Source organism: Nocardioides sp. InS609-2, from assembly GCF_023208195.1.
GTDB lineage: Bacteria > Actinomycetota > Actinomycetes > Propionibacteriales > Nocardioidaceae > Nocardioides.
The window spans coordinates 2220232-2245901 of the sequence record NZ_CP060034.1 but is presented as its reverse complement, the minus strand read 5'-3'; the positions used below and the strand labels follow the sequence as shown (position 1 = coordinate 2245901).

Annotated in this window: 30 protein-coding genes, 1 tRNA gene and 2 pseudogenes; 14 read left to right on the top strand and 19 right to left on the bottom strand. The window is 68.4% G+C overall.

What is annotated here, in order from left to right:
* Position 1: 1 nt before the first annotated feature.
* Entirely contained in the window at positions 2-607 is a 606-nt protein-coding gene (locus H4Q84_RS11715; protein WP_248583561.1) for a LysE/ArgO family amino acid transporter, read from the bottom strand.
* A 69-nt stretch (positions 608-676) separates the two neighbouring features.
* On the opposite strand from H4Q84_RS11715, the gene H4Q84_RS11710 reads away from it, so the two are divergent.
* Positions 677-1540, top strand: coding sequence for a LysR family transcriptional regulator ArgP (locus tag H4Q84_RS11710; RefSeq protein ID WP_248583560.1), 864 nt, complete (start codon positions 677-679; stop codon positions 1538-1540).
* A 9-nt stretch (positions 1541-1549) separates the two neighbouring features.
* Here the strand turns inward: H4Q84_RS11710 and H4Q84_RS11705 are convergent, their stop codons facing one another.
* Positions 1550-1768 (bottom strand): DUF6458 family protein, encoded by a 219-nt coding sequence (locus H4Q84_RS11705; protein WP_248583559.1) that lies wholly within the window; start codon positions 1766-1768, stop codon positions 1550-1552.
* Positions 1769-1925: 157 nt separating this feature from the next.
* Between H4Q84_RS11705 and H4Q84_RS11700 the strand changes: the two genes are divergently transcribed.
* Positions 1926-2453 (top strand): hypothetical protein, encoded by a 528-nt coding sequence (locus tag H4Q84_RS11700; protein WP_248583558.1) that lies wholly within the window; start codon positions 1926-1928, stop codon positions 2451-2453.
* Between the two features lie 49 nt (positions 2454-2502).
* On the top strand, positions 2503-2883 hold the full coding sequence (locus tag H4Q84_RS11695; protein WP_248583557.1) for a YciI family protein: 381 nt from the start codon (positions 2503-2505) through the stop codon (positions 2881-2883).
* 52 nt (positions 2884-2935) lie between these two features.
* Here the strand turns inward: H4Q84_RS11695 and H4Q84_RS11690 are convergent, their stop codons facing one another.
* Complete coding sequence (locus H4Q84_RS11690; protein ID WP_248583556.1) at positions 2936-4825, bottom strand: acyl-CoA dehydrogenase; 1890 nt, start codon at positions 4823-4825, stop codon at positions 2936-2938.
* A 239-nt stretch (positions 4826-5064) separates the two neighbouring features.
* Here H4Q84_RS11690 and H4Q84_RS11685 point away from each other — a divergent pair, with 239 nt between their 5' ends.
* A complete protein-coding gene (locus tag H4Q84_RS11685) occupies positions 5065-5523 on the top strand; it encodes an Rrf2 family transcriptional regulator (protein ID WP_248583555.1) in 459 nt (152 codons plus the stop codon).
* Between the two features lie 3 nt (positions 5524-5526).
* Here H4Q84_RS11685 and H4Q84_RS11680 read toward each other — a convergent pair whose 3' ends face one another.
* Positions 5527-6096, bottom strand: coding sequence for a helix-turn-helix domain-containing protein (locus tag H4Q84_RS11680; protein ID WP_248583554.1), 570 nt, complete (start codon positions 6094-6096; stop codon positions 5527-5529).
* 61 nt (positions 6097-6157) lie between these two features.
* Here H4Q84_RS11680 and H4Q84_RS11675 point away from each other — a divergent pair, with 61 nt between their 5' ends.
* Complete coding sequence (locus tag H4Q84_RS11675; RefSeq protein WP_248583553.1) at positions 6158-7438, top strand: MFS transporter; 1281 nt, start codon at positions 6158-6160, stop codon at positions 7436-7438.
* A 6-nt stretch (positions 7439-7444) separates the two neighbouring features.
* On the opposite strand, the gene H4Q84_RS11670 is transcribed toward H4Q84_RS11675, so the two are convergent.
* Complete coding sequence (locus H4Q84_RS11670) at positions 7445-8002, bottom strand: hypothetical protein (protein WP_248583552.1); 558 nt, start codon at positions 8000-8002, stop codon at positions 7445-7447.
* A 321-nt stretch (positions 8003-8323) separates the two neighbouring features.
* Between H4Q84_RS11670 and H4Q84_RS11665 the strand changes: the two genes are divergently transcribed.
* Genes H4Q84_RS11665 through H4Q84_RS11655 form a run of 3 tightly spaced genes read left to right on the top strand, consistent with a single transcriptional unit; the run spans position 8324 to position 9346 of the window.
* Positions 8324-8620: a sigma factor-like helix-turn-helix DNA-binding protein gene (locus H4Q84_RS11665; protein ID WP_248583551.1), complete on the top strand. Its 297-nt coding sequence runs from the start codon at positions 8324-8326 to the stop codon at positions 8618-8620.
* Positions 8610-9044 (top strand): hypothetical protein, encoded by a 435-nt coding sequence (locus H4Q84_RS11660; RefSeq protein ID WP_248583550.1) that lies wholly within the window; start codon positions 8610-8612, stop codon positions 9042-9044. The genes H4Q84_RS11665 and H4Q84_RS11660 overlap by 11 nt, the downstream gene beginning before the upstream one ends.
* A 14-nt stretch (positions 9045-9058) precedes the next feature.
* Positions 9059-9346 (top strand): hypothetical protein, encoded by a 288-nt coding sequence (locus tag H4Q84_RS11655; RefSeq protein WP_248583549.1) that lies wholly within the window; start codon positions 9059-9061, stop codon positions 9344-9346.
* Here the strand turns inward: H4Q84_RS11655 and H4Q84_RS11650 are convergent.
* From H4Q84_RS11650 to H4Q84_RS11625, 6 genes are all read right to left on the bottom strand, one after another.
* On the bottom strand, positions 9330-10175 hold the full coding sequence (locus tag H4Q84_RS11650; RefSeq protein WP_248583548.1) for an aminoglycoside phosphotransferase family protein: 846 nt from the start codon (positions 10173-10175) through the stop codon (positions 9330-9332). The two genes, H4Q84_RS11655 and H4Q84_RS11650, sit on opposite strands and share 17 nt — an antisense overlap.
* On the bottom strand, positions 10172-10804 hold the full coding sequence (locus H4Q84_RS11645) for a DUF2461 domain-containing protein (RefSeq protein ID WP_248583547.1): 633 nt from the start codon (positions 10802-10804) through the stop codon (positions 10172-10174). Before H4Q84_RS11645 ends, H4Q84_RS11650 begins: the two co-directional genes overlap by 4 nt.
* Positions 10805-10814: 10 nt before the next feature.
* On the bottom strand, positions 10815-11909 hold the full coding sequence (locus H4Q84_RS11640; RefSeq protein WP_248583546.1) for a hypothetical protein: 1095 nt from the start codon (positions 11907-11909) through the stop codon (positions 10815-10817).
* Entirely contained in the window at positions 11909-13174 is a 1266-nt protein-coding gene (locus H4Q84_RS11635; RefSeq protein ID WP_248583545.1) for a C39 family peptidase, read from the bottom strand. The genes H4Q84_RS11640 and H4Q84_RS11635 overlap by 1 nt, the downstream gene beginning before the upstream one ends.
* 390 nt (positions 13175-13564) lie before the next feature.
* A tRNA-Gly gene (locus H4Q84_RS11630) sits at positions 13565-13640 on the bottom strand.
* Positions 13641-13659: 19 nt separating this feature from the next.
* On the bottom strand, positions 13660-14430 hold the full coding sequence (locus H4Q84_RS11625; protein ID WP_248583544.1) for an SGNH/GDSL hydrolase family protein: 771 nt from the start codon (positions 14428-14430) through the stop codon (positions 13660-13662).
* Between the two features lie 50 nt (positions 14431-14480).
* On the opposite strand from H4Q84_RS11625, the gene dcd reads away from it, so the two are divergent.
* Positions 14481-15056 (top strand): dCTP deaminase, encoded by a 576-nt coding sequence (gene dcd / locus H4Q84_RS11620; RefSeq protein WP_248583543.1) that lies wholly within the window; start codon positions 14481-14483, stop codon positions 15054-15056.
* 74 nt (positions 15057-15130) lie between these two features.
* The gene (locus H4Q84_RS11615) at positions 15131-16078 is read left to right on the top strand and encodes a siderophore-interacting protein (RefSeq protein ID WP_248583542.1); all 948 of its coding nucleotides are present in this window, start codon (positions 15131-15133) and stop codon (positions 16076-16078) included.
* Positions 16079-16098: 20 nt separating this feature from the next.
* On the opposite strand, the gene H4Q84_RS11610 is transcribed toward H4Q84_RS11615, so the two are convergent.
* The 6 genes from H4Q84_RS11610 to H4Q84_RS11585 form a co-directional block, all read right to left on the bottom strand.
* Positions 16099-16254 (bottom strand): hypothetical protein, encoded by a 156-nt coding sequence (locus tag H4Q84_RS11610; protein ID WP_248583541.1) that lies wholly within the window; start codon positions 16252-16254, stop codon positions 16099-16101.
* A 44-nt stretch (positions 16255-16298) separates the two neighbouring features.
* Positions 16299-17126, bottom strand: coding sequence for a DUF4097 family beta strand repeat-containing protein (locus H4Q84_RS11605; RefSeq protein ID WP_248583540.1), 828 nt, complete (start codon positions 17124-17126; stop codon positions 16299-16301).
* A gap of 87 nt (positions 17127-17213) precedes the next feature.
* A complete protein-coding gene (locus H4Q84_RS11600) occupies positions 17214-17756 on the bottom strand; it encodes a pilus assembly protein HicB (RefSeq protein ID WP_248583539.1) in 543 nt (180 codons plus the stop codon).
* Between the two features lie 70 nt (positions 17757-17826).
* Entirely contained in the window at positions 17827-18432 is a 606-nt protein-coding gene (locus tag H4Q84_RS11595; RefSeq protein ID WP_248583538.1) for a response regulator transcription factor, read from the bottom strand.
* Positions 18429-18836: an ATP-binding protein gene (locus tag H4Q84_RS11590; protein WP_248583537.1), complete on the bottom strand. Its 408-nt coding sequence runs from the start codon at positions 18834-18836 to the stop codon at positions 18429-18431. The genes H4Q84_RS11595 and H4Q84_RS11590 overlap by 4 nt, the downstream gene beginning before the upstream one ends.
* Positions 18837-19532: 696 nt before the next feature.
* Positions 19533-19937 (bottom strand): DUF6069 family protein, encoded by a 405-nt coding sequence (locus H4Q84_RS11585; protein ID WP_248583536.1) that lies wholly within the window; start codon positions 19935-19937, stop codon positions 19533-19535.
* A gap of 154 nt (positions 19938-20091) precedes the next feature.
* Between H4Q84_RS11585 and H4Q84_RS11580 the strand changes: the two genes are divergently transcribed.
* From H4Q84_RS11580 to H4Q84_RS11570, 3 genes are all read left to right on the top strand, one after another.
* The gene (locus tag H4Q84_RS11580; protein WP_248583535.1) at positions 20092-20835 is read left to right on the top strand and encodes a class I SAM-dependent methyltransferase; all 744 of its coding nucleotides are present in this window, start codon (positions 20092-20094) and stop codon (positions 20833-20835) included.
* Positions 20836-21091: 256 nt separating this feature from the next.
* The gene (locus tag H4Q84_RS11575; RefSeq protein WP_248583534.1) at positions 21092-22684 is read left to right on the top strand and encodes a methyl-accepting chemotaxis protein; all 1593 of its coding nucleotides are present in this window, start codon (positions 21092-21094) and stop codon (positions 22682-22684) included.
* A gap of 227 nt (positions 22685-22911) precedes the next feature.
* A complete protein-coding gene (locus H4Q84_RS11570; protein WP_248583533.1) occupies positions 22912-23553 on the top strand; it encodes an HAD-IA family hydrolase in 642 nt (213 codons plus the stop codon).
* Positions 23554-23756: 203 nt separating this feature from the next.
* On the opposite strand, the pseudogene H4Q84_RS11565 reads toward H4Q84_RS11570, so the two are convergent.
* A pseudogene (locus tag H4Q84_RS11565) lies at positions 23757-23976 on the bottom strand (IS1634 family transposase); the annotation flags it as partial.
* A gap of 27 nt (positions 23977-24003) precedes the next feature.
* On the opposite strand from H4Q84_RS11565, the gene H4Q84_RS11560 reads away from it, so the two are divergent.
* A complete protein-coding gene (locus H4Q84_RS11560) occupies positions 24004-25101 on the top strand; it encodes an IS630 family transposase (RefSeq protein WP_248579990.1) in 1098 nt (365 codons plus the stop codon).
* Between the two features lie 3 nt (positions 25102-25104).
* On the opposite strand, the pseudogene H4Q84_RS11555 reads toward H4Q84_RS11560, so the two are convergent.
* A pseudogene (locus H4Q84_RS11555) lies at positions 25105-25260 on the bottom strand (IS1634 family transposase); the annotation flags it as partial.
* Positions 25261-25670: the final 410 nt, after the last annotated feature.

Here is a 25670-nt window from a genome sequence, read left to right as displayed (position 1 = left end):
CCTATGCACCCCGCGCGAGCGTGGCCGCGATGGCCAGCATGGTGATCGCGATGAGCACGTCGAGCACCTGCCAGGCGCGCGGCCGCGCAAACAGCCGTGAGGCCGCCCGGGCGCCGTACCCCAGCCCGGTGAACCACGTCACGCTCGCCACCGACGCCCCGAGGGCGAACCACCAGCGCCCGGTGCTGCCCTGGTGGGCGGCGATGGAGCCGAGCAGCAGCACGGTGTCGAGATAGACGTGCGGGTTGAGCAGGGTCAGCGCCAGGGTGCGTACGGCGATGCGTGAGCGCGACGTCGTGGCGGCCGTGGCAGCGTGCAGCGACTCGGTCCGGCGGGCCCGCAGCAGCGCGCTCACGCCGTACCAGATCAGGAACGCGACGCCGACCCAGCGCACCACGGTCACCGCCCAGCCGGCGTTCTCGATGATCGCGCCGATGCCGGCGACCCCGCCGGCGATCAGGACGATGTCGGCGACCGCGCAGATCGCGACGACCAGGCCGACGTGCTCGCGGGCCAGGCCCTGGCGCAGCACGAAAGCGTTCTGCACGCCGATCGCGATGATCAGAGTGAGCCCGGTGAGCAGGCCGGCGGTGGTGGAGGAGAGCACGGTACGAACCTAGGCATGCAGGATGGATCAGACCAGCGAATGTTTCTGCGCAGTCATTAGCATTGCTTCATGCGTCCCAACCCGCAGCATCTGGAAGCACTTGTCGCTGTGGTCGAACACGGCACCTTCGACGCCGCGGCCGCCAGCCTCCACGTCACGCCGAGTGCGGTGAGCCAGCGGATCCGGGCGCTCGAGTCCGAGGTCGGTCAGGTGCTGGTGCGCCGTGCCAGCCCGTGCACGGCCACCGCCGTGGCCGAGCCGCTGCTGCGGCTGGCCCGCCAGACCAGGCTGCTGCAGGACGAGGCGACGAGTGCTCTCGGGGCCGTCACCGGCACCACGCTTGCCGTCGCGGTCAACGCGGACTCGCTGGCCACCTGGTTTCGCGACGTCCTCGACACCGTGGCCGGCTGGGACGGTGTCGCGCTCCGCCTGTACGTCGAGGACCAGGCGTGGTCGGCCGACCTGCTGCGCCGCGGCGAGGCGCTGGCCGCGGTGACCTCCGACCCGGCGCCGGTGCAGGGCTGCTCGGTGACCCGGCTGGGCACGCTGCGCTACATCGCGGCCGCCACCCCTGCACTGGTCGAGCGACACCGGCGCGGCGGCCGCATCGACTGGGCGACGTTGCCGATGGTCGACTTCAACGAGAAGGACAGCCTTCAACTGGCCACGCTGCGCCGTCGCGGCCGCGCGCTTCCGAGGGTGGTGCACCGGGTGCCGACCTCGGCTGACTTCCTTGAGGCAGTACGTCGCGGGCTGGGCTGGGGGATGCTGCCTGAGCCGCAGTACGCCGACGTCGCGCGCGACGTCGTACCCCTGACCTCGCTCGGCACGCTCGACGTACACCTGCACTGGCAGCGGTGGCGACTGGAGTCAGCGCTGCTCGACGAGCTCAGCGACGCGGTGCGCGCCGCCGCTGACGTGCTGCGGCCCTGAGCGGGCCGCTCAGAGGCCGTCGGTGCGGCGTTCCTCGACGTGCGTGGTGCGGGAGCGCTGCTGGTTCATGACCAGCGCCAGCACGATGGCCAGCCCGCCCACGATCACGAGGATCCAGCCGAGAGTGGTGGAGGCGACGACGTCGTCGACGCTGGCCGGCAGGTCGACGGCGCCCGTCACGAGCACGAGGCCGAGGACGAGGAGGATGATGCCGAGACCGATACCCATGATGACTCCCGGGGGGTGAGTGATGGATGTTGCTCGAACGCTGCAACGATACGTGTCCCTCGCCCGAAAACCGGACAACAGCGCCCGATCTGCGGGGTAGGGGTTTCATGGCAGGCTGGGCGGCACGACACCGGTTTCGACGCAGGGGGACTGCACCATGAATCGACTAGCCACCACCACGGTTGCCGCGCTCGCGGTCTTCGCGCTCGCCGCTCCGGCCCGCGCCGACACCAGCGTCATCGTCGACGGCCCCGACGAGGGGCTGACGCCGAACCTCGACATCAGGCTGCTCAAGATCAACAACGGCGAGAGCAGCGTCAGCCTGCGCCTCGAGTTCGAGGAGCTCGACCCCGAGAAGCGCGCCCGCGCGAAGATCCTGATCGACCCTGCGCCGAAGGACGCCACCCAGTACATCGTCGAGTCGGTCAAGCGGCCCGGCGCGGCAGGGGACACTTGGTTGCTGCTGGCCCTCGGCATGGAGTTCGACGGCACGCCCATCGAGTGCGATGGCATCCATGGAGCTTGGGACTACGACCGCGCGCTGGTCAAGGTGCGCGTCCCGCAGTCGTGCATGCCCGAGAACGGCCGGTTCGCCAAGTTCAAGGCGACCACCACCTACGGCAACCGTCTCGGCGACTGGACCGACTTCGCCCGGATCCGCAAGGGATCGTCCCTTCCCGCCTGATGTGTCGATTGCCGGCTGGTCCATCCGTCACTGAGATGGGGCCGCGTCCGTGAACCCCGACGACACCGAGGAGAAGTCGATGAGCCGCTACCTGGTCCTGCTGCCCGCACCTGAGGCCGAGTGGGCGAAGCTGCCCGCGTCCGAGCACGAGAAGGGCATGGCGTCGCACGGGCAGTTCCACGAGGACCTCGCGCGGGCCAGCCACCGGATGGTGGTCGGCAGCCCGCTCGAGCCCTCGGCCGACGCGACGTCCATGCGCCCGGACGGCTCCGGCGGGTCGCTGGTCACCGCCGGGCCGTTCTCCGAGTCCGTCGAGCAGATCGTCGGCTTCTACCTGATCGAGACAGAGGACGAGGCCGACCTGCGCGCCGCCTGTGAGCGGTTCGCTGCGCGCGGCGAGCACATCGAGCTTCGCAAGCTGGCCGAGTAGGTATGACGAAGGGCCGCCCCATCGGGAGCGGCCCTTCGGCGTGGTCAGCGGATCAGAAGGACGCCTCGTCGAGGTCCATCAGGGCCAGGTCGGTCGACTCGGCGATGGCGCGCTCGGCGGTGAGGCGGGGCAGATTGGTCTGCGCGAAGAACTGCGCGGCCGCGATCTTGCCCTCGTAGAACGCCTTGTCCTTGGTGCTCACATCGCCCGACAGCTTGTCCAGTGCGACCTCGGCCTGACGCAGCAGCAGCCACGCGCAGACCACGTCGCCGAGTCCCATCAGCAGGCGGGTGGTGTTGAGGCCCACCTTGTAGATGTTGCGCAGGTCGCCTCCCTCTGCCGACGCGTCGGCCGACATCAGGTCGTTGATCATGTGGCCGACGATTGCGTTGGCGTCCTCCAGGCCGGTGGCGAGGAGGCCGCGCTCGACCTTGAGGCGACCGTTGCCGGCCTCGGAGGCGATGAAGCCCTCGATCTCCTTCGCCAGGTGACCCAGCGCGCGGCCCTGGTCCTTGACGATCTTGCGGAAGAAGAAGTCCTGGCCCTGGATCGCGGTCGTGCCCTCATAGAGGGTGTCGATCTTGGCGTCACGGACGTACTGCTCGAGCGGGTACTCCTGGAGGAAGCCCGATCCGCCGAACGTCTGCAGCGACTCGGTGCCGAGCAGCACCCACGAGCGCTCCGAGCCGTAGCCCTTCACGATCGGCAGCAGCAGGTCGTTGACTGCAGCAGCGAGGTCGTCCTTGTCGCCCCCCTGGTTGTCAGAGTGCTCGGCCATTTGAATCTGGTCCTGCCACGTGGCGGTGTAGAGCACCAGCGCCCGCATGGCTTCCGCGAACGACTTCTGCGTCATCAGCGAACGGCGTACGTCGGGGTGGTGGGTGATCGTGACGCGCGGCGCCGTCTTGTCGGCGGCCTGGGTCAGGTCGGCACCCTGGACGCGCTCCTTGGCGTAGTCGAGCGCGTTGAGGTAGCCCGTCGAGAGGGTGGCGATGGCCTTCGTGCCCACCATCATCCGGGCGTTCTCGATGACCTGGAACATCTGCGCGATGCCCTCGTGGACCTCGCCCAGCAGCCAGCCCCTGGCGGGCTCGCCGCCACCGACGGAGGTGTCGCCGAAGGTGAGCTCGCAGGTGTTGGACACCTTGATGCCCATCTTGTGCTCGACATTGGTGACGTAGACGCCGTTGCGCTCACCAGTCAGCTCGCCTGTCTCCTGGTCGAAGTGATACTTCGGCACGAGGAAGAGGCTCAGACCCTTGGTGCCCGGGCCGCCGACGCCGTCGACGCCCTCGGGGCGAGCCAGCACCATGTGCAGGACGTTGTCGGAGATGTCGGCCTCGGCCGAGGTGATGAAGCGCTTGACGCCGGTGATGTTCCACGAGCCGTCTTCGTTGGCGACGGCTTTGGTGCGGCCGGCCCCGACGTCGGAGCCCGCGTCGGGCTCGGTGAGCACCATCGAGGTGAGCCACCGGTGGTCGACGACGTGCTGCGCGATCCGCTTGTCGCGGTCGTTGCCGTTGCGGTGGATGACGGCGGCGAACGCCGGTCCGGCGCCGTACATCCAGATCGGCGCGTTGGCGCCGAGCACCAGCTCACCGATGGCCCAGTTGAGGCTGGAGGGAGCGGGGGTGCCACCGAGCTCGGTGGGCATCGAGAGGCGCCAGTATTCGGAGTCCATCCAGGCCTGGTAGCTCTTCTTGAACGACTCCGGCAGCGGAGCGGTGTTGGTCTTCGGGTCGAAGACCGGCGGGTTGCGGTCGCTGTCGACGTACGACTCGGCGAGGTCCTCACGCGCGAGCCGGTCGACCTCCGCGAGGATCTCGCGGGCGGTCTCTCCGTCCACCTCGGCGAAGGGGCCCTGGCCCAGGACGCCGTCCAGGCCGAGCACCTCGAAGAGGTTGAACTCGATGTCGCGAAGGTTGCTCTTGTAGTGGCTCACTGACCCACCCATTCCGTCTCGGTTTCACGTGTTGGCGCGGTCGACAGCAGGTGCGCTACTGACCGGTAACAAAATCATGCCTCGGGATCCGCGACGACGCAACACGAACGCGGGAACTGTGACTGACGAGACGTCGAATGGGCGAGATTTCGTCGTAGGGCAAAGAATGGTTACTTAGTAAAGTTAAGAAGATAATGCAGCTCGCACGGGAATCTCGAGTTATCTGACAAACTGGCTGCATGCGAGTCTCCGCCAAGTCCGATTACGCGCTGCGAGCCCTCATCGAGATGGCCGGGCGCACCGACGGGCACCCCGTGAGCGCCGAGGAGCTCGGTCGCCAGCAGAACATCCCGCACGGCTTTCTGCAGTCGATCCTGGCCGATCTGCGTCGCGCCAGCGTCGTGGTCTCCCAGCGCGGGCAGTCGGGTGGCTGGCGGATGGCCCGCCCGGCCTCCGACGTTTCGGTGGCCGACGTGATCCGCGCCGTGGACGGGCCCTTGGTCTCGGTCTACGGCGTACGTCCCGAGGCGGTCGAGTACAACGACTCCGCCGAGGTGCTCCAGCACGTCTGGATCGCCGCGCGGCGCTCGCTGCGCGACGTCTTCGAGAACGTGTCCATCCAGCAGCTGGCCGATGGCAAGCTGCCCGCGGCCGTCACGTCGCGGACTGCTGATGAGGATGCCTGGCAGCCGCACTGACCCTCAGCTGGTCTCGTCCGGGTAGGGCTGCAGGAACGCCGTGTAGAGATACGTACGACGCGCGTCGTCGCGCCCTCGGGTGCGCTGCTGCCACGCCTGCATGACCTTCTCGAGGTCGGCGGAGAGCTCGACCGCCTCGGCCCGGGTCAGCCGCATCGCCTGGTGGGTGATCGAGCGCAGGGTCTCGGGGTCCTTCTCCGCGGAGTAGGCCACGTCAACGACGTGGTGCGCCCACGCGCTCGCGCTCTTGCGGAACACTGCGACGGCCGCCTTGCCGCCCGGTGCCTTCTCTAGCTCCCCGGTGTCGATGGTGAGCCCGTCCTCGTTGACCAGCCGCCACACCCGGTCGCGCCGGTCACGAGCCTCGCCGGGCGCCTCCTCGATCAGGCCGTACTTCGCGAGCTGGCGTAGGTGGAAGCTCGCAGTGTTGGCCGGGATGCCGAGGTCGCGGGCCAGGTCGGCCGCCCTGCTGGGCCCAACCGCGGCGATCTCGCTGAGAATCCGGTTGCGGATCGGGTGCGCGATCGCGCGCAGCGCGGTGGCGTCGTGGACGGCGCGGGACTCGTCGGTCATGGGGGCAGCATATCCGCACGAACCATTGCGCAACACTTATTGCGCAAGTTATGGTGCGCATGTGACCGGCTATCGCACCCTTGTCCGCAACCGCGACTTCACGATCCTCTGGACCGGCGAGGTCGTCAGCCAGCTCGGCACTGCCACGAGCATGTTCGTCTTCCCGCTGATCGCCTTCGCGCTCACCGGGTCGGCGGTCCAGGCCGGCCTTCCCGACGCCGCACTGATGCTCGGCATGACCGCGGCGCTGCTCGGCGGCGGCGTACTCGCCGATCGCTGCGACCGCCGCCGGGTGATGCGCGCCGCCAGTGCGTGCGGCGCCCTGCTCTACGGATCGCTCGCCGCCGCGGCGGTGCTCGACTCACTCACGCTGACCCATCTGATCGCGGTCGCGTTCGGCACCGGCGTGGCCACGGGGGTCTTCGGGCCGGCCGAGGCCTCGGCAGTGCGCAGCGTTGTCACTCGTGAGGAGCTGCCCACCGCGATCAGCCAGAACCAGGCTCGCCACCACATCGCGTCACTGCTCGGGGGCCCGCTCGGTGGCCTCCTGTACGGCGCCTCCAGGGCGCTGCCATTCGTCTTCGACACCGTCACCTTCGCCGTGTCGTACGTGATGCTCGGTCGGCTCCGCACCGACCTCTCGCCCGTCGTACGCACCGATCGCGTCGGGTGGACGGGGCTCGGGCGTGAGCTCCGCAGCGACCTGACCGAAGGCATGCGCTACGTGTTCGCCCGGCCCTACTTCCGGACCATGGTCGCCTTCAGCGCCTGCTCGAACCTCGTGGTCAACGCGGTCTTCTTCGTAGCGATCCTGCGGCTCGTGCAACAGGGCGTTCATCCCGCCGCGATCGGCGTCATCAGCGCGCTGGCCGGAGTGGGCGGGATCCTCGGCGCTCTCTCCGCGCCGTACATCATCGACCGGATGCGCACCGGCCACCTGACCGTGCTCGTCGCCTGGAGCTGGGTGCCGCTGATCGTGCCGCTGGTCTTCTGGGGCTCGCCCGTGCTGATCGGCGCGATGCTCTTCGTCGGCGTCTTCTTCAACCCGGCCGGCAACGCCGGCGCGCAGTCCTACCGGGTTGCCATCACGCCCGCGCGGCTACAGGGCCGCATCTCGTCGGCCACCCAGTTCGTCGGCCTGACCACGATGCCGCTGGCGCCGATCCTGGGCGGCTTCCTGCTGGAACAGTACGGCGCCCGCACGGGCACTGCCGTCCTGCTCGTCGCCACCGTACTCGCCGCTCTCATCCCGACGCTGAGCCGCACTGTCCGCAGGGTTCCTCGCCCGCGGGACTGGCCGGTGCTCGACGAGGAGCTGGTGAATCAGCGGGTGGCCGTCTGAGTCGAATCAGGCGCTGATGGGGGATCGGACGTCGACGAGCGGGAGTGGGTCGGCGCCGAGGCCGACCGCCGCGACGTACTCCTGCCAGGCTTGCCGCCAGTCACCCGGTGCGACGGGGACGGTCGTCACCCGGCCCCTGGCCAGTTGGGACCGCCAGTGGGCAAGCGTGTGGTCGACCGTCTCGGCCGCCTCGGGGCTGGCCACGCTGGGCACCGTCGCGACGAGGTGCACGCGCAGTCCGGCCAGGCTGTCGAGGAGCAGGTCGACCTGGGTCGGCGTGCAGGTGCCGAAGCCGGGCACGCTCACCAACGGCGTCTTGCGACCTTGGTGCGCGCGCCGGCAGATCTCGGCCCAGGCGCCCTCGACCTGGCTGCGTTTGAGGTCGTGTGTCTTGTGGTCGCGCCGCATCTCGATCGCCGCCAGGAAGGGCTGATCGCTCTCCTTTACCGGCACCTTGAAGCCGCATCCCTTGAGGTGTTCTCGATGGGCCATCAGTGAGTCGGTGATGACGTCACCGTCGAGGCTGGAGAAGTCGACGTGGAGGTGGATCGTTCGTCGTGCCATGCCTCCACCGTGTCGTGCCCAGGCATCCGAACCGTGAATCCGGTGCGACCATCCTGTGACGGGACGGGTGGCGGATGCGTCGTACGGGTGAGACCGTTCCGCACCGACAAGGGGTGTCATGTCAACCGAAGCCGAATTCGAGGAGTTCGCCCGGGCGAGGGCCCGGCACCTCCATCGATCCGCGTGGCTGATGTGTGGCGACGTCCACCAGTCCGAGGACCTCATGCAGGAGAACTGGCGCGCGTCTACGTGCGGTGGACGCGCCGGTTCGGTGCGCGCATCGAGAACCCCGCGGCATACGCCCAGACCACTTTGACGCGGGTGTTCATCGACAGCCGGCGCCGGCGCAGCGCCCATGAGAAACCGACGGACACGCTGCCCGACCGGGGCGTCGACGACTCACCGGTGGTGCGGCTCGCGCTGGCCGAGGCGCTGGCCGGTCTCGACGAGCTCGACCGGGTCGTGCTCGTGCGCCGCTACCTCGACGACGCGCCCGTGGCCGTCGTCGCCAACGAGCTCGGGATCAGCGAGGGCGCGGTGCGCAACCGCAGCCTGCGAGCCCTCGATCGACTGCGAGCGCGGTTCGGAGCCGACCTCTCCGACCTGCGTGCGCCATGACCACTTCCCCGAAGGACCTGCCAAGACACAACGCCAAGCGCTCGACCTGCTGGAGCGAGCAACGTCCGACCTGCCGCTCGACCTCCACAGCATTGTGGCCGGGAGCGTACGCCGCGGGCGCATCCGCCGCCGCCACCGCCGCATCCGTACGACGGTCGCCGCGGCCGCCGTCGTCGCCTCTTTGGGGGTCGGCGGGAACGTGCTCGCGGGTGGCATCGCGCCCATGGCCATGGACGCTCCCTCGAGTGGTGCGAGCGAGGGTGCCCCCGCGATCTTCGCGGTGTCCGAGGAAGTGTTCCCCCTCATCGTGGCGCGGGCTGCCGGCATCGACGACGTCACCGAACGGTTGCACGGCGAGCGCTACGACAGCTTCGACGGAACCGACGGCACCTGGGTGCGGCCTTCCGTCTGGACGGGACGCTGACGACGGTGATGGTGATGGTGACCGACCTCTATGCCAGCGGCGACTTCGAGGGACTCTGCGGCCTCTGGTACCAGAACTGTCGCAAGGTCGGCGATGCCTGGACCGGGTCGCTGACGTTCGAGGAAGGCGATGTCGTCTACAACTCAGCGGCGGCGTGGCGGGGTCGGTACTCGATCATGGTCCTGTCCTACAACGCCGCCGACGATGACAGCACCACCGTCGTCGCTGGCCAGCCGCTGCTCTCGCCCGCGCAGTTGGAGGAGATCGCGATGAGCGACGCCTGGTTCAGCCCAACACCCTGACCAGGTGCTGCTCCAGCCGTGACAGCTCGGTCGGATCGGTGAACAACCCTTCGACACCGGGCGGCGGCAGGAAGCCGACGACGTCCATCACGTCCCAGTAGGTGTCAGGTTCGCGGCCCGTCTTCGCGACGTACGACGCAGCGAAGCGGTCGGCGACCGCGCTGCCGTGCCGGATCGCCAGGTTGGTGCGGCAGTGCGCGACGTCGAGCCAGGCCGGGCCCCACGAGGTCTCGACCCAGTCGACGACGCCGCTGATCTCACCGTCGACCCACAGCACGTTGCGGAGGTGGAAGTCGCGGTGCAGGAAGGTCGGATCGAAGGCCGGCGGATCCCCGGCCAGGACCGCGAACGCCGCCTGCCACACGTCGGGTTCGGTGGCCCAGGAGGGCACGACCCGCTTCGCCGGCCAGGCCCATGACTGGTAGTCGCGAGGCGACTCGGGCGGCCGGGTCGCGTGGATGTCGACGAGCAGGGCGGCGAGCCGGTTGAGGCCCCCGTCGTCGATGCGGTCCTCCTCGACAGCACCGGGCAGGAGGCTCATCAGGTGGGCCGGGTGTCCGGCCAGATCTCCTGTCGCATCAAGCGCGAGCGACGTCGGCACCGGCACCGGCGAGTCCGTCAGCAGGGTCTGCACCTCGCTCTCGCGGGTGGTGAGTGCGGCGCCGTGCGTGAGCCAGGGCTCGTTGGTCATCAGCCGCAGCACGCTGCTGGCGCCGGACTCGTCGTCGAGTCGCAGCATGGTCGAGGTCCAGCCGCCGGTCAGCGGAATCGCCTGGATCACCCGGCACCCGAGCCGCGACTCGGCCCAGGCAACGCCCCGCCCGGTCACCGCTCCGAGCGTCCGGCCAGCCATTCGACCAGCGGCCGCAGTGCCCGCCAGTCGGCCCGCACCCGGTCGACGAGCCCGGGTCCGATTGCGTCGTCGCCGAAGCCGTAGGGGCGCCCGACGAACAGTTGCTTGCGCCGCAGCAGGTCGATGCGGGGGTGCGTGACGTCGTACCCGCGCGGGGCGGTCTTGAGCTGGTCGCCGCCGATCTCCCACCCGTCCGTGTCGTAGGACTTCAGCAGGCGGGCGAGCTTGCGGCCCTCCTTCTCGTCGGCCATCGCATCGCGGATCGCCGCCAGCCGCGGACCACTCGCTTCGTAGAAGCCACCACCCACCCGCACCCCGCGTGGCGACAGCTCGAGGTAGTAGCCGGTCGACGGGGCGACACCGACGAACGCGCCCTGGTGGGTCTTGTACGGCGTCTTGTCCTTGGCGAAGCGGACGTCGCGGAAGGGCCGGAAGATCTTCGGCGCGCCGAACTCGGCGGTCAGCTCGGCGCACAGTGCCTTCATCGGCGCGGCCACCGCCTCGGCGTACACGGCCTTGTGTGCCTCCCAGAACGACTTGGTGTTGTCGACCTCGAGGTCGTCGTAGAAGTCGAGGGCAGCAGTCGGGAAGCCGGTGAACGTCACGCGTTCGAGCCTACGGCGCGACCGCCGAGACCTGCTCGTCCCCGCCGGCGCCGAACGCGCTGACGGTGAGGACGTTGCCAGCGCAGGCAGGCTTGCCGAGGAAGCCCGGCCCGTTGCCGGGAGCGGCATAGGCGATCTCGAGCGTGGCATCGGGAGTCCAGTGCAACAGCTGGGCGGGCTCGTCGCCGGCCCCGTTGCGTGCGAAGTAGACCGAGTCGCCGCAGGGAGTCAGCGTGCCTGTCGCGCCCATGCCGAGGTGGTACGTCGCCCCGTCGGCGCTCGCGGAGAAGTCGCCGGCCTCGACCTGCTTCTCGTCGGGCAGCACCGACCAGACGGCGCCGGTGTCGGTGGCGGCGATGTCCCAGCCGGTGCACTCGGGCACGTCCGCGACGGGCTCGGCGACGCCGTCGGTGAGGGTGGCGAGGGTGCGGCACGAGACCGGGCGGGTGTCGTCGAAGGTCATCAGCGCGGTCGTCGTACTGCTCGCGACGACATTGGAGAAGCCGTGCTTCGGTGGGGCGCAGTAATCGACTTCGCCCTCGCCCGATGCGAGGTCGAAAGCCGCAAGACAGTAGGTGTTCTGGGGTCCGGTCGTCGGGTAGTGCAGGGTGCCGCCGTACATCGCCCACTGCCCACCGGGCGCGGGCTCGGGTGTCACGTCGCGCGAGTCGCCGGTCGCCAGCTCGAGCACGGTGGCCTGTGCGGGACGGGTCTCCTGCTTGTCCTGGGCGACGACGACCAGCCACTCGTCGTCGAGGAGTACGTCGTCGATGCGGCGTCCCTTGCCGGCCTCGATCGTGCGGCTCTCGCCGGGACCGGTGAGCTCGGCGCCAGCACCGTTGCCGGTCACCTCTGCGCTCCACTCGGCCCCCTGGACCACCTCGTCCTCGGGGTTGCTGCCAGTGCTCGTCCAGTCGAGCAGCGCGGTGGTGGGGATGACGTCGCCGGCCGGTGACACGATCGTCGACGGGCTCTCGGTCGGGCTGGCGTTCGAGCTGAGGGAGGGCTCGACCGGCGGCACTGCGTCCGGCTCGTCGTCAGCGCAGCCGGCGAGCAGCCCCGCCAGCAGGGCCACCGCCGCGCCGTACGCCGCGAGGGCCCGCATCAGACGCCGATGTTGTGCTGGAAGTGGGCCTGGTTGGCGCGGAACTGCTGGTAGGCCGACTGCCACTGGACCCGCTCGATGTACGGCTCGCTCGGGTCGAACGCCTGCTGGTTCCATGGCTCGAAGTAGCTCAGGAGCGGCTCGCCGGTGGGGTTCTGGTCGTAGCCGCGACCGACCTGGAAGTGCCCGGAGGCGTTGTCGTCGAGGTAGGGGTAGTACTTCTTCTCCAGCACCGGGTGCAGCAGCACGGGGGCGGTGTAGTCGGTGACGTGGCGCATCATCACCAGGTACCACTCGTCGAAGGTGAAGTCGCCGATGTCGAGCGTGACGAAGGTGCCGGCGTGCTCGGCGCGGTCCCAGCCGGTGTTGTTGTTGATGACGCGGACGACGTCGGTGATCGACGAGCCGGCGGTCGAGGTGCCGATCTTGCGCGCCCACTTCTTCTGTGGCTGCCGCTTCTGGCGCCAGCCCCACGCCACCATCTGCATCGCGGTCGGGCCGCACCAGTAGCTGCGGCTCTGCTGCGCAACCTGGGTCTCGTCGAGCACGGTCGCGAGCTGTGGGTACTCGGCGGCGGTCTTGCTCGCCGTCGTGGCCTCGTTGACGGCGACGGTCGGGGGAGCCGAGGGGGTCGTGGTCGTGGTTGCGGTCGAGTCGCCCCGGCGGGCAGCGATGGCTTCAGGGTGTGCAGTGGCGAAGCCCTCTGGCAGCGGAGCGCCCTGGATCTCGTGACGCAGCAACCACACCTTCGCGACGGAGCGGGCGGCGTCGGTGAGCTCGGCCCGCTCGCGACGGGTGCGGCCGGTGGGGCTCAGCTTCGCGGTGCGCGTGAGAGCGGCCGCGGCGTCGAGGTCTCCGGTGGTCTCGACCGCGGTGGGACGGCGCGCGGCGATCGCCTGGGCGGCGTACGACACCCGGGCCTGCACCTGGGCCTGCGACTGCGTCGTCCAGCCAACGCCGAGGCAGTAGCGCTGGCCGTCGAAGGTCGCGCAGCGCGCGGATCCGGCTGGGGTCGGTCGCGCGCCCGGGCGTACGGCGCCGGCAGCGACCACGCGATCGATCTCGGCCTGCATGGCCGGCGTGACCTGGCCGCGTCCGGCTGTGGTGCTCGTGCGGAAGGCGGCGTCGCGGCCGGACGGGGCGATGCCCGGCCCGGAGTCGGCGTCGGGGAGGAACGGCGCGACCGCGACGACGAGCGCAAGGGCTCCGAGCGCGATGGCCGCGGGCCTCGACAGGGTGGGCCGGGACAGGGTGCGGCGGAGCATCTGGGGAAGACCTCGATCGGGATGGCGGCGGTGGCTGACGCCTCACTGTCCCCGACAGTCCCAAAAGGCGCAAGTGTCCCATCAGTCACATCTGTACCAGGGCAGCGACACGCCGCTGAATGACAGTGTTGTAATTCGAGGAGGTTTCGAGCCGGGGACTTGTGGCGCGGGTGACGAGATTCGAACTCGCGACATCGACGGGTGGGCAGAGTGTCGCGCTCGGCGCGACATCGGGTCTTGGAGCGGGTGACGAGATTCGAACTCGCGACATCGACGGGTGGGCAGAGTGTCGCGCTCGGCGCGACATCGGGTCTTGGAGCGGATGACGAGATTCGAACTCGCGACATCGACGGGTGGGCAGAGTGTCGCGCTCGGCGCGACATCGGGTCTTGGAGCGGATGACGAGATTCGAACTCGCGACATCGACCTTGGGAAGGTCGCGCTCTACCAACTGAGCTACATCCGCAGGATGCGCGCCGATCGTATCAACGAGCCGGCGCGATGGGCTCCAGGGTCGGTCGCTTGGGCAGGACGCCGTCTCCCGACGAGCGGCCAGTCACCCGGCGGTGCACCCACGGTCCGAGGAACTCGCGGGTCCACTTCACGTTTGCGGCGACCTGCGCGCGGCGCGCCAGGGTCGGGATCAGCCGGGTCGGATGCGGCTCCAGCGGGTGCTCGACGCCGAGGGCGTCGAGGACCGCCATCGCCATGTGCTGGTGGCCTGCGGCGTTGAGGTGCATGCGGTCGGTGTCCATGATCTGCGCCAGGTCGGCGCTGCGCATCCGCCACATGTCGACCAGGGTGGCGCCGTGGGTGTCGGCGATCTCGCGGACCCACTCGTTGAAGATCGCCATCCGTCCGCGCACTGGTGCGTAGATGCCCGAGCCGCCCGGGTCGAAGATGGTGAAGATGACCACGCGCGCCCCTGACGCGGTCAGCCGACTCACGGCATCGTCGTACGCCGCGGAGAGTGCGTCGAGGTCGACCTTCGGGCGGAGCACGTCGTTGCCGCCGGCGTGGATCGTGACGAGATCGGGGCCGAGTGCGAGCGCTGGCTCGAGCTGCTCGGCGACGATCGGGCGCAACTTGCGGCCGCGGATCGCGAGGTTGGCGTAACCGAAGTCGTCGGTCTCGGTCGCGAGCACCTCGGCGACGCGGTCGGCCCAGCCGCGTAGGCCGTTGGGGCGGTCGGGATCGGGGTCGCCGACGCCTTCGGTGAAGGAGTCCCCGATGGCGACGTAGCGATGGATTGCCATGGCCCCATTCTGTCCGTCGCCGCGCGACGAGCACCGAGTAGGGTGCCGTCGTGCTCCTCAGTGACCGCGACATCCTCGCCCAGATCGACGCCGGCCGAGTCGCCATGGAGCCGTGGGATCCGGAGATGCTGCAGCCGTCGAGCATCGACGTACGGCTCGACCGCTTCTTCCGCGTCTTCGAGAACCACAAGTACCCGCACATCGACCCGGCCGCCGACCAGGAGGACCTCACGCGTGAGGTCGAGCCGGAGGGCGACGACCCGTTCATCCTGCACCCGGGGGAGTTCGTGCTGGGCTCGACGTACGAGGTGGTGTCGCTGCCCGACGACATCGCAGCCCGCGTCGAGGGCAAGTCGTCGCTGGGCCGGTTGGGCCTGCTGACCCACGCCACCGCCGGCTTCGTCGACCCTGGCTTCTCGGGCCACGTGACGCTCGAGCTGGCCAACGTCGCGACCCTACCGATCAAGCTCTACCCGGGCATGAAGATCGGCCAGTTCTGCTTCTTCCGGCTGACCTCGCCGAGCGAGCACCCGTACGGCTCGGAGAAGTACGGCTCGCGTTACCAGGGCCAGCGCGGCCCGACGCCGTCACGTTCGTTCAAGAACTTCCACCGGACCAGCATCTGATCCCAGCTCAATCCGGCCTGCGACGCGAAGTTAGGGTACCCTAAGTAACGACAGCCTACTTCGAAGGATCCGCCATGTCGAGTACGACGACCCAGCTGCCCATGATCCTCGACGCCGTCGAGGTGACCGCTGTCGAACGGCTCTCGCCGAGCTTCGTCCGCGTCGAGCTCGGTGGCGCCTGCCTGGCGGACTTCGGTGTCGACGGGCCGCTGCTGGACCAGCGCTTCAAGCTGGTGTTCCCGGGGTCGAGCGGCAAGCTGCCGGACTACACCGGCGCGGACGAGTCGTGGTTCGACACCTGGCTCGACCGGCCCGAGGGCGAGCGCGGCCACATGCGCACCTACACGATTCGTGACGTGAACGGCACCGGCGCGGAGACCCGGATCCTGGTCGACATCGTGCTGCACGTCGAGCCCGGCCCGACCGGTCCCGGCGCCGCCTGGGCCGACGCTGTGCAGGTCGGCGACCGTCTGGTGACGTTGGCGCCGCGAGCGGGCGCGGCCTACGGCGGCATCGAGTTCGACTCGAGCTCCGCGGGGCACGACCCGCGGCTGCTGATCGTGGGCGACGAGACCGCGGTGCCGGCGATCAGCGGGATCCTGCGCGACCTGCCGGCTGACGCTCGTGGGGCCGCGTTTCTCGAGGTGCCGGTCGCCGGCGACGTACTGGATCTCGGGTCCCCCGAGGGCGTGCAGGTCGTCTGGGTGCCCCGCGACGGGGCTCCGCTCGGCGAGAAGCTGCACGCCGCCGTACTCGCTCATCTCGGTGCCGGGGACGCCGTCATCTCGACGAACCCGGACGAGGTGGACGTCGACCTGTGGGAGACGCCGACCTACTCCAGCTCGGGTGAGGAGCTGCCGGAGTCGGGGGCGAGCCCCGACGCCGATCTCTATGCCTGGATCGCCGGCGAGTCCGGCGTGGTCACCGGGCTGCGCCGCCACCTGGTGCGGGACCGTGGCATCGATCGCCGCCAGGTGGCCTTCATGGGCTACTGGCGACGTGGTGTCGCCATGCGTTCGTGATGAGGCGTTCCTGACCCTGTTCAGTTGTCGAGCAGGTCGGCCGCGCGGCGCAGGCTGCGCGCGATCGACGTACGACGCTTGGGCCGGGCGGTCCGGGTGCGGACCGGGGCGCCGGCGATCCGCTCGTTGATCTGGCTGCGGGCGATGAGCTCGACTTCGGATGCGCTCTCGTGCATGAGGTTTTCCCTGTCTGTGAATGGGTCTGTGAATTGTGTGGGGGTCAGACCTGGCGCAGCACGATGTTGCCGCTGGCGGTCTTGGCGCGGACCTCGACGTGGTCCTGGCCGTCGGCGGGTTCGCCGGTGCCCTCGAGGTTGGAGTCGATCCGGCCGCTGAGGGTGTTGATGTCGGTCCAGACGGGCGTGCCGGCGGGGATGCCGAGGCGTACGTCGCCGGACGCGCCCTTGATCGTGAACTTGCCGCGCCGGGCGGTGCTGACGACCAGGTCGCCGCTGCCCGTCGAAAGGGCGACGTCGGCGTCGGCCTCTGTGACGGTCACGTCGCCCGAGCCGCTCTTGACGGCGACCGGGGCGCCGGTCGTGCCGATCGAGACGTCGCCCGAGCCGGTAGAGATGGCTGCGGTGGCTTCAGCGTGGTCGACCTGGATGTCGCCCGAGCCGCTCTTGATGCGGAGCTCGGCCGACGCGGTGGCGATGCGTACGTCGCCCGAGCCGGTCTCGATGACGCCCGGTCCGGCGAGGTCCTCGACCTGGATGTCGCCGGATCCGGTCCGGAACTGGCAGGCGGCCAGCTCGCCGTGGCAGGTGATGTCAGCGCTACCGGTCTTGACGTTCGCGCGGCTCTGGTGGGGGACGGTGATCTCGACGTCCAGCGAGTGGTCGGTGCCGCCCAGGAAGCCCGTCCGGGACTTCGGGCCGATCACGCGGACGGCCCTGCCCTCGTGGGAGACGACGACGTCGTCGGCGTACTGGCCGTCGATGATGACGGTGGTCTCGGTGGTGTCGGCGGTGCGGATCGCGACGTTGCCCTTGCTGATCTCGACGTACAGGTCGACGGGGGTCTCGGTGGTGAACGTGTGGTCGGTCATCGGGTCTCCTTCGGGCGTGCTCGGCAGACGTGACCAGCCTGGGTGCTGGCCCGCGGTGGGGGCTTGACGTGGGTTGCGCTGGTGTCGTTACACCCAGCCGGACATCCGACGGCTGTTCTTGCCGCGGGTGCTGAAGGGGTCGTTGCCCCCGAAGAACGGGATGCTCGAGAGGTCGACGTCGACCCGGATCGCCGAGTCGCTGGTGGCTGCCCGCACCACGCCGACCAGCCAGGTGTTGAGGCTGTGGCCCGACTGTGCGGCCTTCTCCTCGGCCCGGGTCTTGACCGACTCGGGAATGCGGAGCGTGACCCGGGCCAGCCCGCCCTCGTCGGACTCCTCGGGAGCCGGTGGCGCGGGGGGCGGCGGCGGGACCGGGGCCGACGACGACGGTGCGGTCTGGACGACGAAGTCGAGCTCGCGGCCGTTGAGCCGGACGTCGACGCTGCCCGAGGGCAGCTCGGTGGTGATCTCGGCGGCGGCCTGGCTGATGGCTTCCATCAGGGCGAGCCGGGTGGCCGGGTCCAGCGCGAACGCCAGACGCTCGGCGGCGTTGCGGAGCTCCTCGCCCCCCGAGTCGGCCGCGGCCATGAGGTCCCGGCGGAGGCTGTCGACGTACGGCGTGATGTCCATGTGCATCACTCTGACATCAACATGACGTCAATGTCAAGCAGTTGTGACGCCAAGTGATGTCAACGTGGCGTCAGAGCCGTCCACTGCGACGTGCGGACAGGGCGGCCTCGACCTTGTTGCGTGTCCCGGTCTTGCCGATCGCGGCCGAGAGGTAGTTGCGCACGGTCGACTCCGAGAGGTGCAGGCGAGCGGCGATGTCACCAATCGTGACGCCGTCCTCCGCTGCCGCGAGTACGTCGCGCTCGCGAGCGGTCAGCGGGGAGTGCGCGGCGCGCAGGGCCGCCCCGGCGAGCTCCGGGTCGATCACGGTCTCGCCGGCAACCACTCGCCGGATCGCGTCGGCGAGGCCGTCGGCCGGACCGTCCTTGACGAGGAATCCTCGTGCTCCAGCGGCCATCGCCCGCTGCAGGTAGCCGGTGCGGCTGAACGTCGTCACGATCACCACCTTGCACTCGGGCAGCCGGGTCGCCAGCTCGGCTGCGGCGTCGAGCCCGCTGACGTGCGGCATCTCGATGTCGAGCAGCGCGACGTCGGGGTGAGTGGCCAGCGCGCGCGGCACGACGTCGGCCCCGTCGGACACCTCGGCCACGATCTCGAGGTCCTCCTCCAGACCGAGGAGTACGGCGAGCGCGCCGCGCATCATGGCCTGGTCCTCGGCCAGCAGTACCCGGATCATCGGGCCGCCTTCGGGATCCGGGCGGTGAGCCGGAAGCCATCTGTCGTCGGCTCGACGTCGAGGCGACCGCCGGCAGCGACGAGGCGCCGGCTCAGCCCGTCGAGACCGCCCTCGCGTCCCGAGCCGGAAGCCGGACCCCCGACGCCGTCATCGGCGACGGTCAGCACCAGCTGGCCATCCGTGCCGCTGAGCTCGAAGCGGCAGTGGCCGGCGCCCGAGTGCCGCAACACGTTGGTCGCCCCTTCGCGCACCACCCAGGCGAACGCGTCCTCCGCCTGCGCGGGCAGCGGTCCGTCGTACGTCGAGACCTCGGTGCGGATGCCGGCGGCATCGAGCGCCATCCGGGCGCCGTCGAGCTCGTCGCCCAGGCTCAGTGCGCGTGTCGCATCGACGGCCTCGCGCACCTGGACGAGCGCCTCGCGGCCGACCCGTTCGATGTCTGCGGCGTGCAGGGCTGCGGCTTCCGGGTCCGCGATCGGCCAGGCGGCGTACTGCTTCTGCCTTCACGACCATCACCGACAGCGTGTGACCGAGGAGGTCGTGCAGGTCGCGCGAGAAGCGCTCCCGCTCCTCGGCGACGGCGCGCCGGGTCAGCTCCTGGCGGGTACGACGCAGCTCCTCGATCGTGTCGATGAGCCGCAGCACCGCGGTGTTGGCCAGCCCTGCGAGCAGGACGACGAAGCCCTCGCTCCACATCCGATCGGTGGAGTGTGGCTCGACCAGCCAGGCGGCCCACATCGAGGCCGCGGCCACCACGGGGAGAGCGCCGGCCAGCCACCGGCCGCGCAGCACCGACGGCACGGTGAGCGCGAGCAGGATCCAGGTGGGCAGCCACTCGCTGCCGTGCTGGGCGCCGGCGAAGGTCGCCGCTGCCAGGGTCGAGAGTGCGACGTACGGAGTCGGGTCGCGGCGGCTTCTTCCGCTCGTGAGTACGGCGGTCACCGCACTGGCGGCCATCACCGCAACGAGGCCGAGCTGGAACGCCACCATCGTGGCGCCACCGCCCGCGTCGAGGACGGGACCGAGCAGAAGCACGGGCGTCCAGAGCAGCACGGACGCGTTGCGCTGCCAGCCACAACCGAACGAGATCCGCACGGCCGTCACGCTACGCGCTGGCGTTCGGCGCCGTGGGCCCATCGCAGGCCGAACAGCACGATCGCGCCGACCACCAGGTGCAGCGACGTGAGGGCCAGCCACGCCGATGTGTCGCGGGCGCCGAGTGGCCCGAGCAGGGAAAGCAGCCAGACGGCGGCTGCGACCACGGTCCACCAGGTGCGCCCGCGCTTGCTCATGGCCTCGAATGCTCGCAGTGCAAGGGCGCCCGCGACGGCCACGACCAGGGCGGTCGTGACGGCTGCTCCCACGCCGACGTGGCGCACGTCAGCGCCGCTCCCGGCGGTCAGCTCCACGTCACCGACCGACGACCACAGGGACCATGCGACGAGCGCCGCCAGCATCGCCTCGAGCACTATGGCCCCTTCCTTGAGCCAGGTCTGCGTTCTCATCGTTCCTCCTCTTGGCCGCCCTCCCTGGGCGACGTACCCACGTTAGGAAGCGCGCGTCGCGTCGGGCAGGGGACCATGTCGTGGATCCGGGAGGACAAATGTCCTGCCGCGAAACCCGGTTGCTGACGGCTGCCGGGTGAGGGAACGTGCCCGTATGGATGGATTCGATCCGGCCACCAGCTTCGTGGGCGAGACGGCCGAGCGGTACGACGACGAGCTACGCGGTGACGAGGACGAGACGGTCGACTTCCTGGCCGGCCTCGCCGGGTCACGTCCGGCACTCGAGCTCGCCATCGGCACCGGCCGGGTCGCCGTACCCCTGTCGGAGCGGGGCGTCGAGGTGCACGGCATCGAGCTCTCGGTCGAAATGTTGGCGCAGCTGCGCGCGAAGCCTTCGGGCGCTGGCCTTCCGGTGACGGTCGGTGACATGTCCGCGGCTGATGCGCCGGGCAGCGACTACGGGCTCGTCTACCTGGTCTTCAACACGATCCACAACCTGCTGACGCAGGACGACCAGGTGCGGTGCTACGAGAACGCCGCGCGCCACCTCGCCCCGGACGGTGTCTTCGTCGTCGAGACCGGCGTGCCGGAGGCGTGGCTGAAAGGGCGACGGCAGTTCGTCGACGCGGAGTACGTCGCGGCAGGCGAGGTCGTCCTCGACGTCGTCAGCTACGACCCGGTGAGCCAGGTGGCAGACGAGAACCACGTGCACCTCAGCGCCTCGGGTGTGCGGATGGGCCCGATCTCGCAGCGGCTGTCGTACCCGAGTGAGCACGACCTGATGGCCCGGATCGCGGGCCTTCGACTCGTCGACCGGTGGGGTGGGTGGAAGGGTGAGGACTTCGCGGCCGACAGTCCGCGCCACATCAGCGTCTACTCGCGCTGCCCGTCGGCCTAACTCAGTCGTTGATTGCCTCGATGCCAAGGCTTGGCCTCCTCGAGGTGGTCTCGCATGTGCTGGAGCACCTCGGGAGGGTGTGGCTCCCGGTCCAGGACTTCGCCGACCGTATCCGCGCCACCGAAGTCGACGGTCCCGTTCGTCTCATGTCGGAGTTCGCGGAGCCGATCGTAGACATGTTCGTTCATCTACTCGCACAGCCGGGCCGGACGGTTCAGGCAAGAGAAGAGGCACAATGTTGTCGACTGTGAACCGTATGCGGATCGGAGTCCGTCTCGGTGCGGCCTTCGGTCTCATCGTGCTGCTGATTTTCGGTCTGGCCGCTGCGGCGACCACGTCGATGGGGCGGCTGGAGAACGCGTCCGCGCGAATGGCGGCCAGCCAACGGTTTACCGAGGCGGTGATGCAGGTGAAGTACCGTGCCGCAGACTTCAACGGTTGGCAGACCGCCTACGCCTTGGACGTCTCGTTGGGGACCAGTGACGCGACCGAGGACGACGGCGCCTCGCGCAAGGCCTTCCTCGCCTCCGCCGACAGCTTCCGGGCCGAGCTCGCGACCGCGCGCAACCGAAGCACCGTCGAAGCTGCGACGACGGCACTGAACGAAGCCGGCGACCAGTTCGAGGAATTCATGGCGCTCGACGCGACGATCATCGCCGACTACCGCGACGGTGGCGCGAACGCCAAAGCGGAGGCCGACTCGCTGATCCTCAACGAGGAGATCGAGCTGTTCAATGCGGTCGCGGCCGGCGCCGACCGCGCGGTGGCCGTGGCGAAGGCCGACTTCGCCGACGCCCGCGCCGGCGCCGTATCGGCCAAGCACACCGCTACCCTGCTGATGTGGGCCGGTGGCGCGCTGGCCGCAGTCCTGGCGGCCGTGCTCGGGACCGTCGTCACCCTGTCGCTGACCCGTCCGACCAGGGCGCTGCGCGACCGGCTGCAACTGCTCGCCGACGGTGACCTGGCCTCACCCGTGCCCAGCACCGGTCGCGACGAGGTCGCACAGATGGCCGAGGCCCTCGAGACCGCCGTCGCGGCGATGCGCGAGTCGATGAAGTCCATGGGCGCGAACGCCCAGACGCTGGCCTCGGCTGCCGAAGAGCTCTCTGCGTCCTCCCAGCAGATCGCCGCCGGTGCCGAGGAGACCTCCGTGCAGTCAGGCGTGGTCGCCTCCTCCGCCGACGAGGTGTCGCGCAACGTGCAGACGGTCGCAGCCGGTGCCGAACAGATGGGGGCCTCGATCCGCGAGATCGCCCACTCTGCCAACGAGGCGGCCCGGGTGGCCTCGCAGGCCGTCTCCATGGTCGACAGCACCAACGAGACGGTGGCCAAGCTCGGAGTCTCCAGCCAGGAGATCGGCAACGTCGTCAAGGTGATCACCTCGATCGCCGAGCAGACCAACCTGCTCGCGCTGAACGCCACCATCGAGGCCGCCCGCGCCGGCGAGTCCGGCAAGGGCTTCGCAGTGGTCGCCAACGAGGTCAAGGAACTCGCCCGCGAGACCGCCAACGCCACTGATGACATCGCACGCCGCGTCGAGGCGATTCAGGGTGACACCAGCGGCGCGGTCGACGCTATCGGGCAGATCGCCACGATCATCACCTCGATCAACGACTACCAACTCACCATCGCCTCGGCCGTCGAGGAGCAGACCGCGACCACCAATGAGATGAGCCGCAACGTCACCCACGCCTCGAGCGGCTCTGGCCAGATCGCCACCAACATCAACGGCGTCGCCACCGCCGCGGCCACCACCACACAAGCTGTCAACCAAACCCTCGCGGCCGTCCACGAGCTCGCGAGGATGGCCGCGGACATGGAACGTCGCGTGGCAGCCTTCCGCTACTGAATCGGCGGGCACCTGATCGGGGTGTCAGTCGTCGGGCGCGACATGAATCGCTCTTTGGCCACGCCGATAGCCTCTCACCGGCACACATGCCGGCACACATGCCGGTCAGTCTGGAGAGAGCTGTCACCGACAACGCAAATATCAGTGGCCGTTCTACTTATCGGTGATCACGGTGCGACTCGTGATGGCGCACATGGTTGCCGCGGCTATCGGAAAGGATCAAGAGAGTGAAAAAGTACATACTCTTCGATCATGATGGTGTTCTGGTGGATACCGAATTCTGGTATTACAAAGCTGGAGAGCGCGCCCTGGCGGACATTGGTTTGACTTTGCACAAGGATCAATACCTCCGGGACATGAACCAGGGATTGGGCACTTGGGCCCAAGCCAGGGCGGCAGGTATTGATGAACAGATCATCAGCAGGCAGCGTGAGGTTCGTAATGATTATTATCAGGAATCTCTTAGAACGGAAGCCATTGAGATTGAAGGCGTCGTTGAAACTCTTGCTGAACTGTCAAAATACGTCCGCATGGCCATCGTGACGACTGCAAAACGTGTGGATTTTGAAATTATCCATGAAATGCGCCAAGTTGAACAATTCATGGATTTCGTCCTTGTTCGCGAAGACTACAAGTTCACCAAGCCGCACCCGGAACCATACCTGACCGGCTTAAGGCGCCTCGGAGTCACCAAAGAAGAGACACTGGTTGTAGAGGATTCATCCAGAGGGTTGAACTCAGCCGTGGCGGCCGGTATTGACTGTGTCGTTGTCTATAACGACTTTACAAAAGCACAAGACTTTTCACAGGCTAGCTATCGAATCGAAGCTCTGATTGAATTGAAGGACATCATCCTTGATGTAACCTGAAAGAGCATTTACCAGTGTGTTCCATTTTCCTTTGAAGAGCGAAAGAGCATGGCTATGTCGGCCGCGAAGCGTTCGTATAGGTAGATCCATATGCATTGTGGCGGTAGATTGTCATAGTATTGCGGTACCCTGGTCGCGAATGGCATCAATAGATACCTGATCTGATTCCAGATGCGCGGTTCTTCAGCACGAATTCCAGGGATCAACAGCCCGACCGTGATCTGGGGCTCCAGCCTGCGTTCTTTGGGGAACCCCGGCTCCGGAACCCGTCACCCTCGTGGGTCTCGATGTACAGGGTCGTGACGTCGTAGAGGACCAGGCTGGCTGGCCCCAGCGAGCGCGTGCCGCGCACGCCGCGGCCAGCCCCTGGCGCCATGACTGCTCACCGTAGGAAGCTAGTGGTGCGCGTCGTTAATTGCTAGATGGTTTGGGATCTGAAATCATCTGGGTGTGGCGAATCGACCTGCACCGGCGTTGACCCTTCGTGCTGGTGACCGTGACGAACTTGAGCGATGGACGCGATCCGACAGGTTCGGTGCCTCGGCGGCGAAGCGAGCACGGATCGTGTTGCTGGCCGCGGACGGTGTGGCGAACACGCGGATCGCTGAGCTGACTGACGCGACGGTGACGACGGTGCTGAACTGGCGTGGCCGGTATCAGGACCGCGGCATCGCGGGACTGCGTGATGCTCCTCGTCCGGGTCGTCCGCGGTCGTTGGATCACCGCCAGATCGTGGCCGAGACGTTGAAGTCGCCGCCGAAGAAGTTGGGGGTGACACACTGGTCGTCTCGGCTGTTGGCGGCCCGACTCAGGGTGAGCCCATCGGCGATCCAGCGGGCTTGGCGGGCCTACGGGATCAAGCCCTGGAAGGCCGAGTCGTTCCGGTTCTCCACCGACCCCGAGCTGGTCGGCAAGGTCACCGACATCTGCGGCCTGTATCTCGCGCCGCCGGAGAACGCGATCGTGCTGTGTGTGGATGAGAAGTCCCAGATCCAGGCGCTGGACCGGACGGTGCCGATCTTGCCGATGCAGGAAGGAAGGATCGAACGCCGCTCGCACGACTACTACCGACACGGCACCACGACCCTGTTCGCTGCTCTCGATATCGCGACCGGGCAGGTCACCGCGGCACTCAAGCCGCGGCACCGACACCAAGAGTTCTTGGCATTCCTCAAGCAGATCGAACGGGCCTACCGCGAAGTCGTCGACGAGGCCGGCGACCTGGTCGAGCTGCACCTGGTGATGGACAACTACGCCGCCCACAAGCACAAGAACGTCCGCGAGTGGCTGGCAGCCAACCCGAGGTTCGTCGTGCACTTCACCCCGACCCACGCCTCCTGGATGAACCTCGTGGAGGTCTGGTTCGGCATCGTCGAGCGCCAGGCCATCCGCCGAGGCGTGTTCAAGTCCGTCAAGGACCTCAACACCAAGATCCGCACCTTCATCGATGGCTGGAACGAACGCTCCCACCCCTTCGTCTGGACCAAGACCGCCGAGGAGATCCTCAAGAAGGCCAACCGTCCAACAACTTCAAATCCGCGCCACTAGCCGGCGCTTGATCGTGGGGTAAGACACCGCCGCCAGGCCGGTCTCTTGCACGACCCGGACGCTGTCTTATTTACTGGTGGGCTCCGTAATCCTGGCCAGCACGAGCTGGCGGAACACCTCATCACCGCCAGTGGCCTCGTCGAACCCGAGCGCGTCGTAGGCACCACAGAGCGCATCGATCAGATGGGCCATCCCCAACGAGACGATCTCCAACGGCCCGCCCGAGCCAGTCGCCGCAGCGATCTCCAGACCCAGGTCGAGCTCTGCCTGGCCCTGGGCCAACCGTTGCGCAGCAACGATCGAGGGCCTCTACTTCCTCGGGGGTGGCCGAGCCGAGGTGCTCGATCTTGCGTGAGCCTTTCCGCGAGGCGTGCACGATCTGCACCGCGGTGCCCCCGAGGAGGTCCTCACGGTCCGCACATAGGCCACGGCAGCACCCTATGGACCCCCAACTAGTGCGCAAATCGGTCATCGCCCAGAGACAAGCCCACAGGTTAGCCGAGCGTGTGCCCACTCAACCCGAAATATTGAGCCGAGTCAGGTCGGTGCCGGTGGCTCCGACCTCACGG

Excerpts from the sequence above, each read along its gene's own strand:
- H4Q84_RS11685 (WP_248583555.1), top strand. The coding sequence starts at position 5,065 with ATGCGAGTCTCCGCCAAGTCCGATTACGCGCTGCGAGCCCTCATCGAG.
- H4Q84_RS11605 (WP_248583540.1), bottom strand. The coding sequence starts at position 17,126 with ATGACCGACCACACGTTCACCACCGAGACCCCCGTCGACCTGTACGTC.
- H4Q84_RS11585 (WP_248583536.1), bottom strand. The coding sequence starts at position 19,937 with ATGAGAACGCAGACCTGGCTCAAGGAAGGGGCCATAGTGCTCGAGGCG.
- H4Q84_RS11600 (WP_248583539.1), bottom strand. The coding sequence starts at position 17,756 with ATGGACATCACGCCGTACGTCGACAGCCTCCGCCGGGACCTCATGGCC.
- H4Q84_RS11640 (WP_248583546.1), bottom strand. The coding sequence starts at position 11,909 with ATGCGGGCCCTCGCGGCGTACGGCGCGGCGGTGGCCCTGCTGGCGGGG.
- H4Q84_RS11580 (WP_248583535.1), top strand. The coding sequence starts at position 20,092 with ATGGATGGATTCGATCCGGCCACCAGCTTCGTGGGCGAGACGGCCGAG.
- H4Q84_RS11705 (WP_248583559.1), bottom strand. The coding sequence starts at position 1,768 with ATGGGTATCGGTCTCGGCATCATCCTCCTCGTCCTCGGCCTCGTGCTC.
- H4Q84_RS11615 (WP_248583542.1), top strand. The coding sequence starts at position 15,131 with ATGTCGAGTACGACGACCCAGCTGCCCATGATCCTCGACGCCGTCGAG.
- H4Q84_RS11595 (WP_248583538.1), bottom strand. The coding sequence starts at position 18,432 with ATGATCCGGGTACTGCTGGCCGAGGACCAGGCCATGATGCGCGGCGCG.
- H4Q84_RS11575 (WP_248583534.1), top strand. The coding sequence starts at position 21,092 with ATGCGGATCGGAGTCCGTCTCGGTGCGGCCTTCGGTCTCATCGTGCTG.
- H4Q84_RS11670 (WP_248583552.1), bottom strand. The coding sequence starts at position 8,002 with ATGGCACGACGAACGATCCACCTCCACGTCGACTTCTCCAGCCTCGAC.
- H4Q84_RS11710 (WP_248583560.1), top strand. The coding sequence starts at position 677 with ATGCGTCCCAACCCGCAGCATCTGGAAGCACTTGTCGCTGTGGTCGAA.
- H4Q84_RS11610 (WP_248583541.1), bottom strand. The coding sequence starts at position 16,254 with ATGCACGAGAGCGCATCCGAAGTCGAGCTCATCGCCCGCAGCCAGATC.
- H4Q84_RS11625 (WP_248583544.1), bottom strand. The coding sequence starts at position 14,430 with ATGGCAATCCATCGCTACGTCGCCATCGGGGACTCCTTCACCGAAGGC.
- H4Q84_RS11700 (WP_248583558.1), top strand. The coding sequence starts at position 1,926 with ATGAATCGACTAGCCACCACCACGGTTGCCGCGCTCGCGGTCTTCGCG.
- H4Q84_RS11635 (WP_248583545.1), bottom strand. The coding sequence starts at position 13,174 with ATGCTCCGCCGCACCCTGTCCCGGCCCACCCTGTCGAGGCCCGCGGCC.
- H4Q84_RS11655 (WP_248583549.1), top strand. The coding sequence starts at position 9,059 with ATGGTGACCGACCTCTATGCCAGCGGCGACTTCGAGGGACTCTGCGGC.
- H4Q84_RS11680 (WP_248583554.1), bottom strand. The coding sequence starts at position 6,096 with ATGACCGACGAGTCCCGCGCCGTCCACGACGCCACCGCGCTGCGCGCG.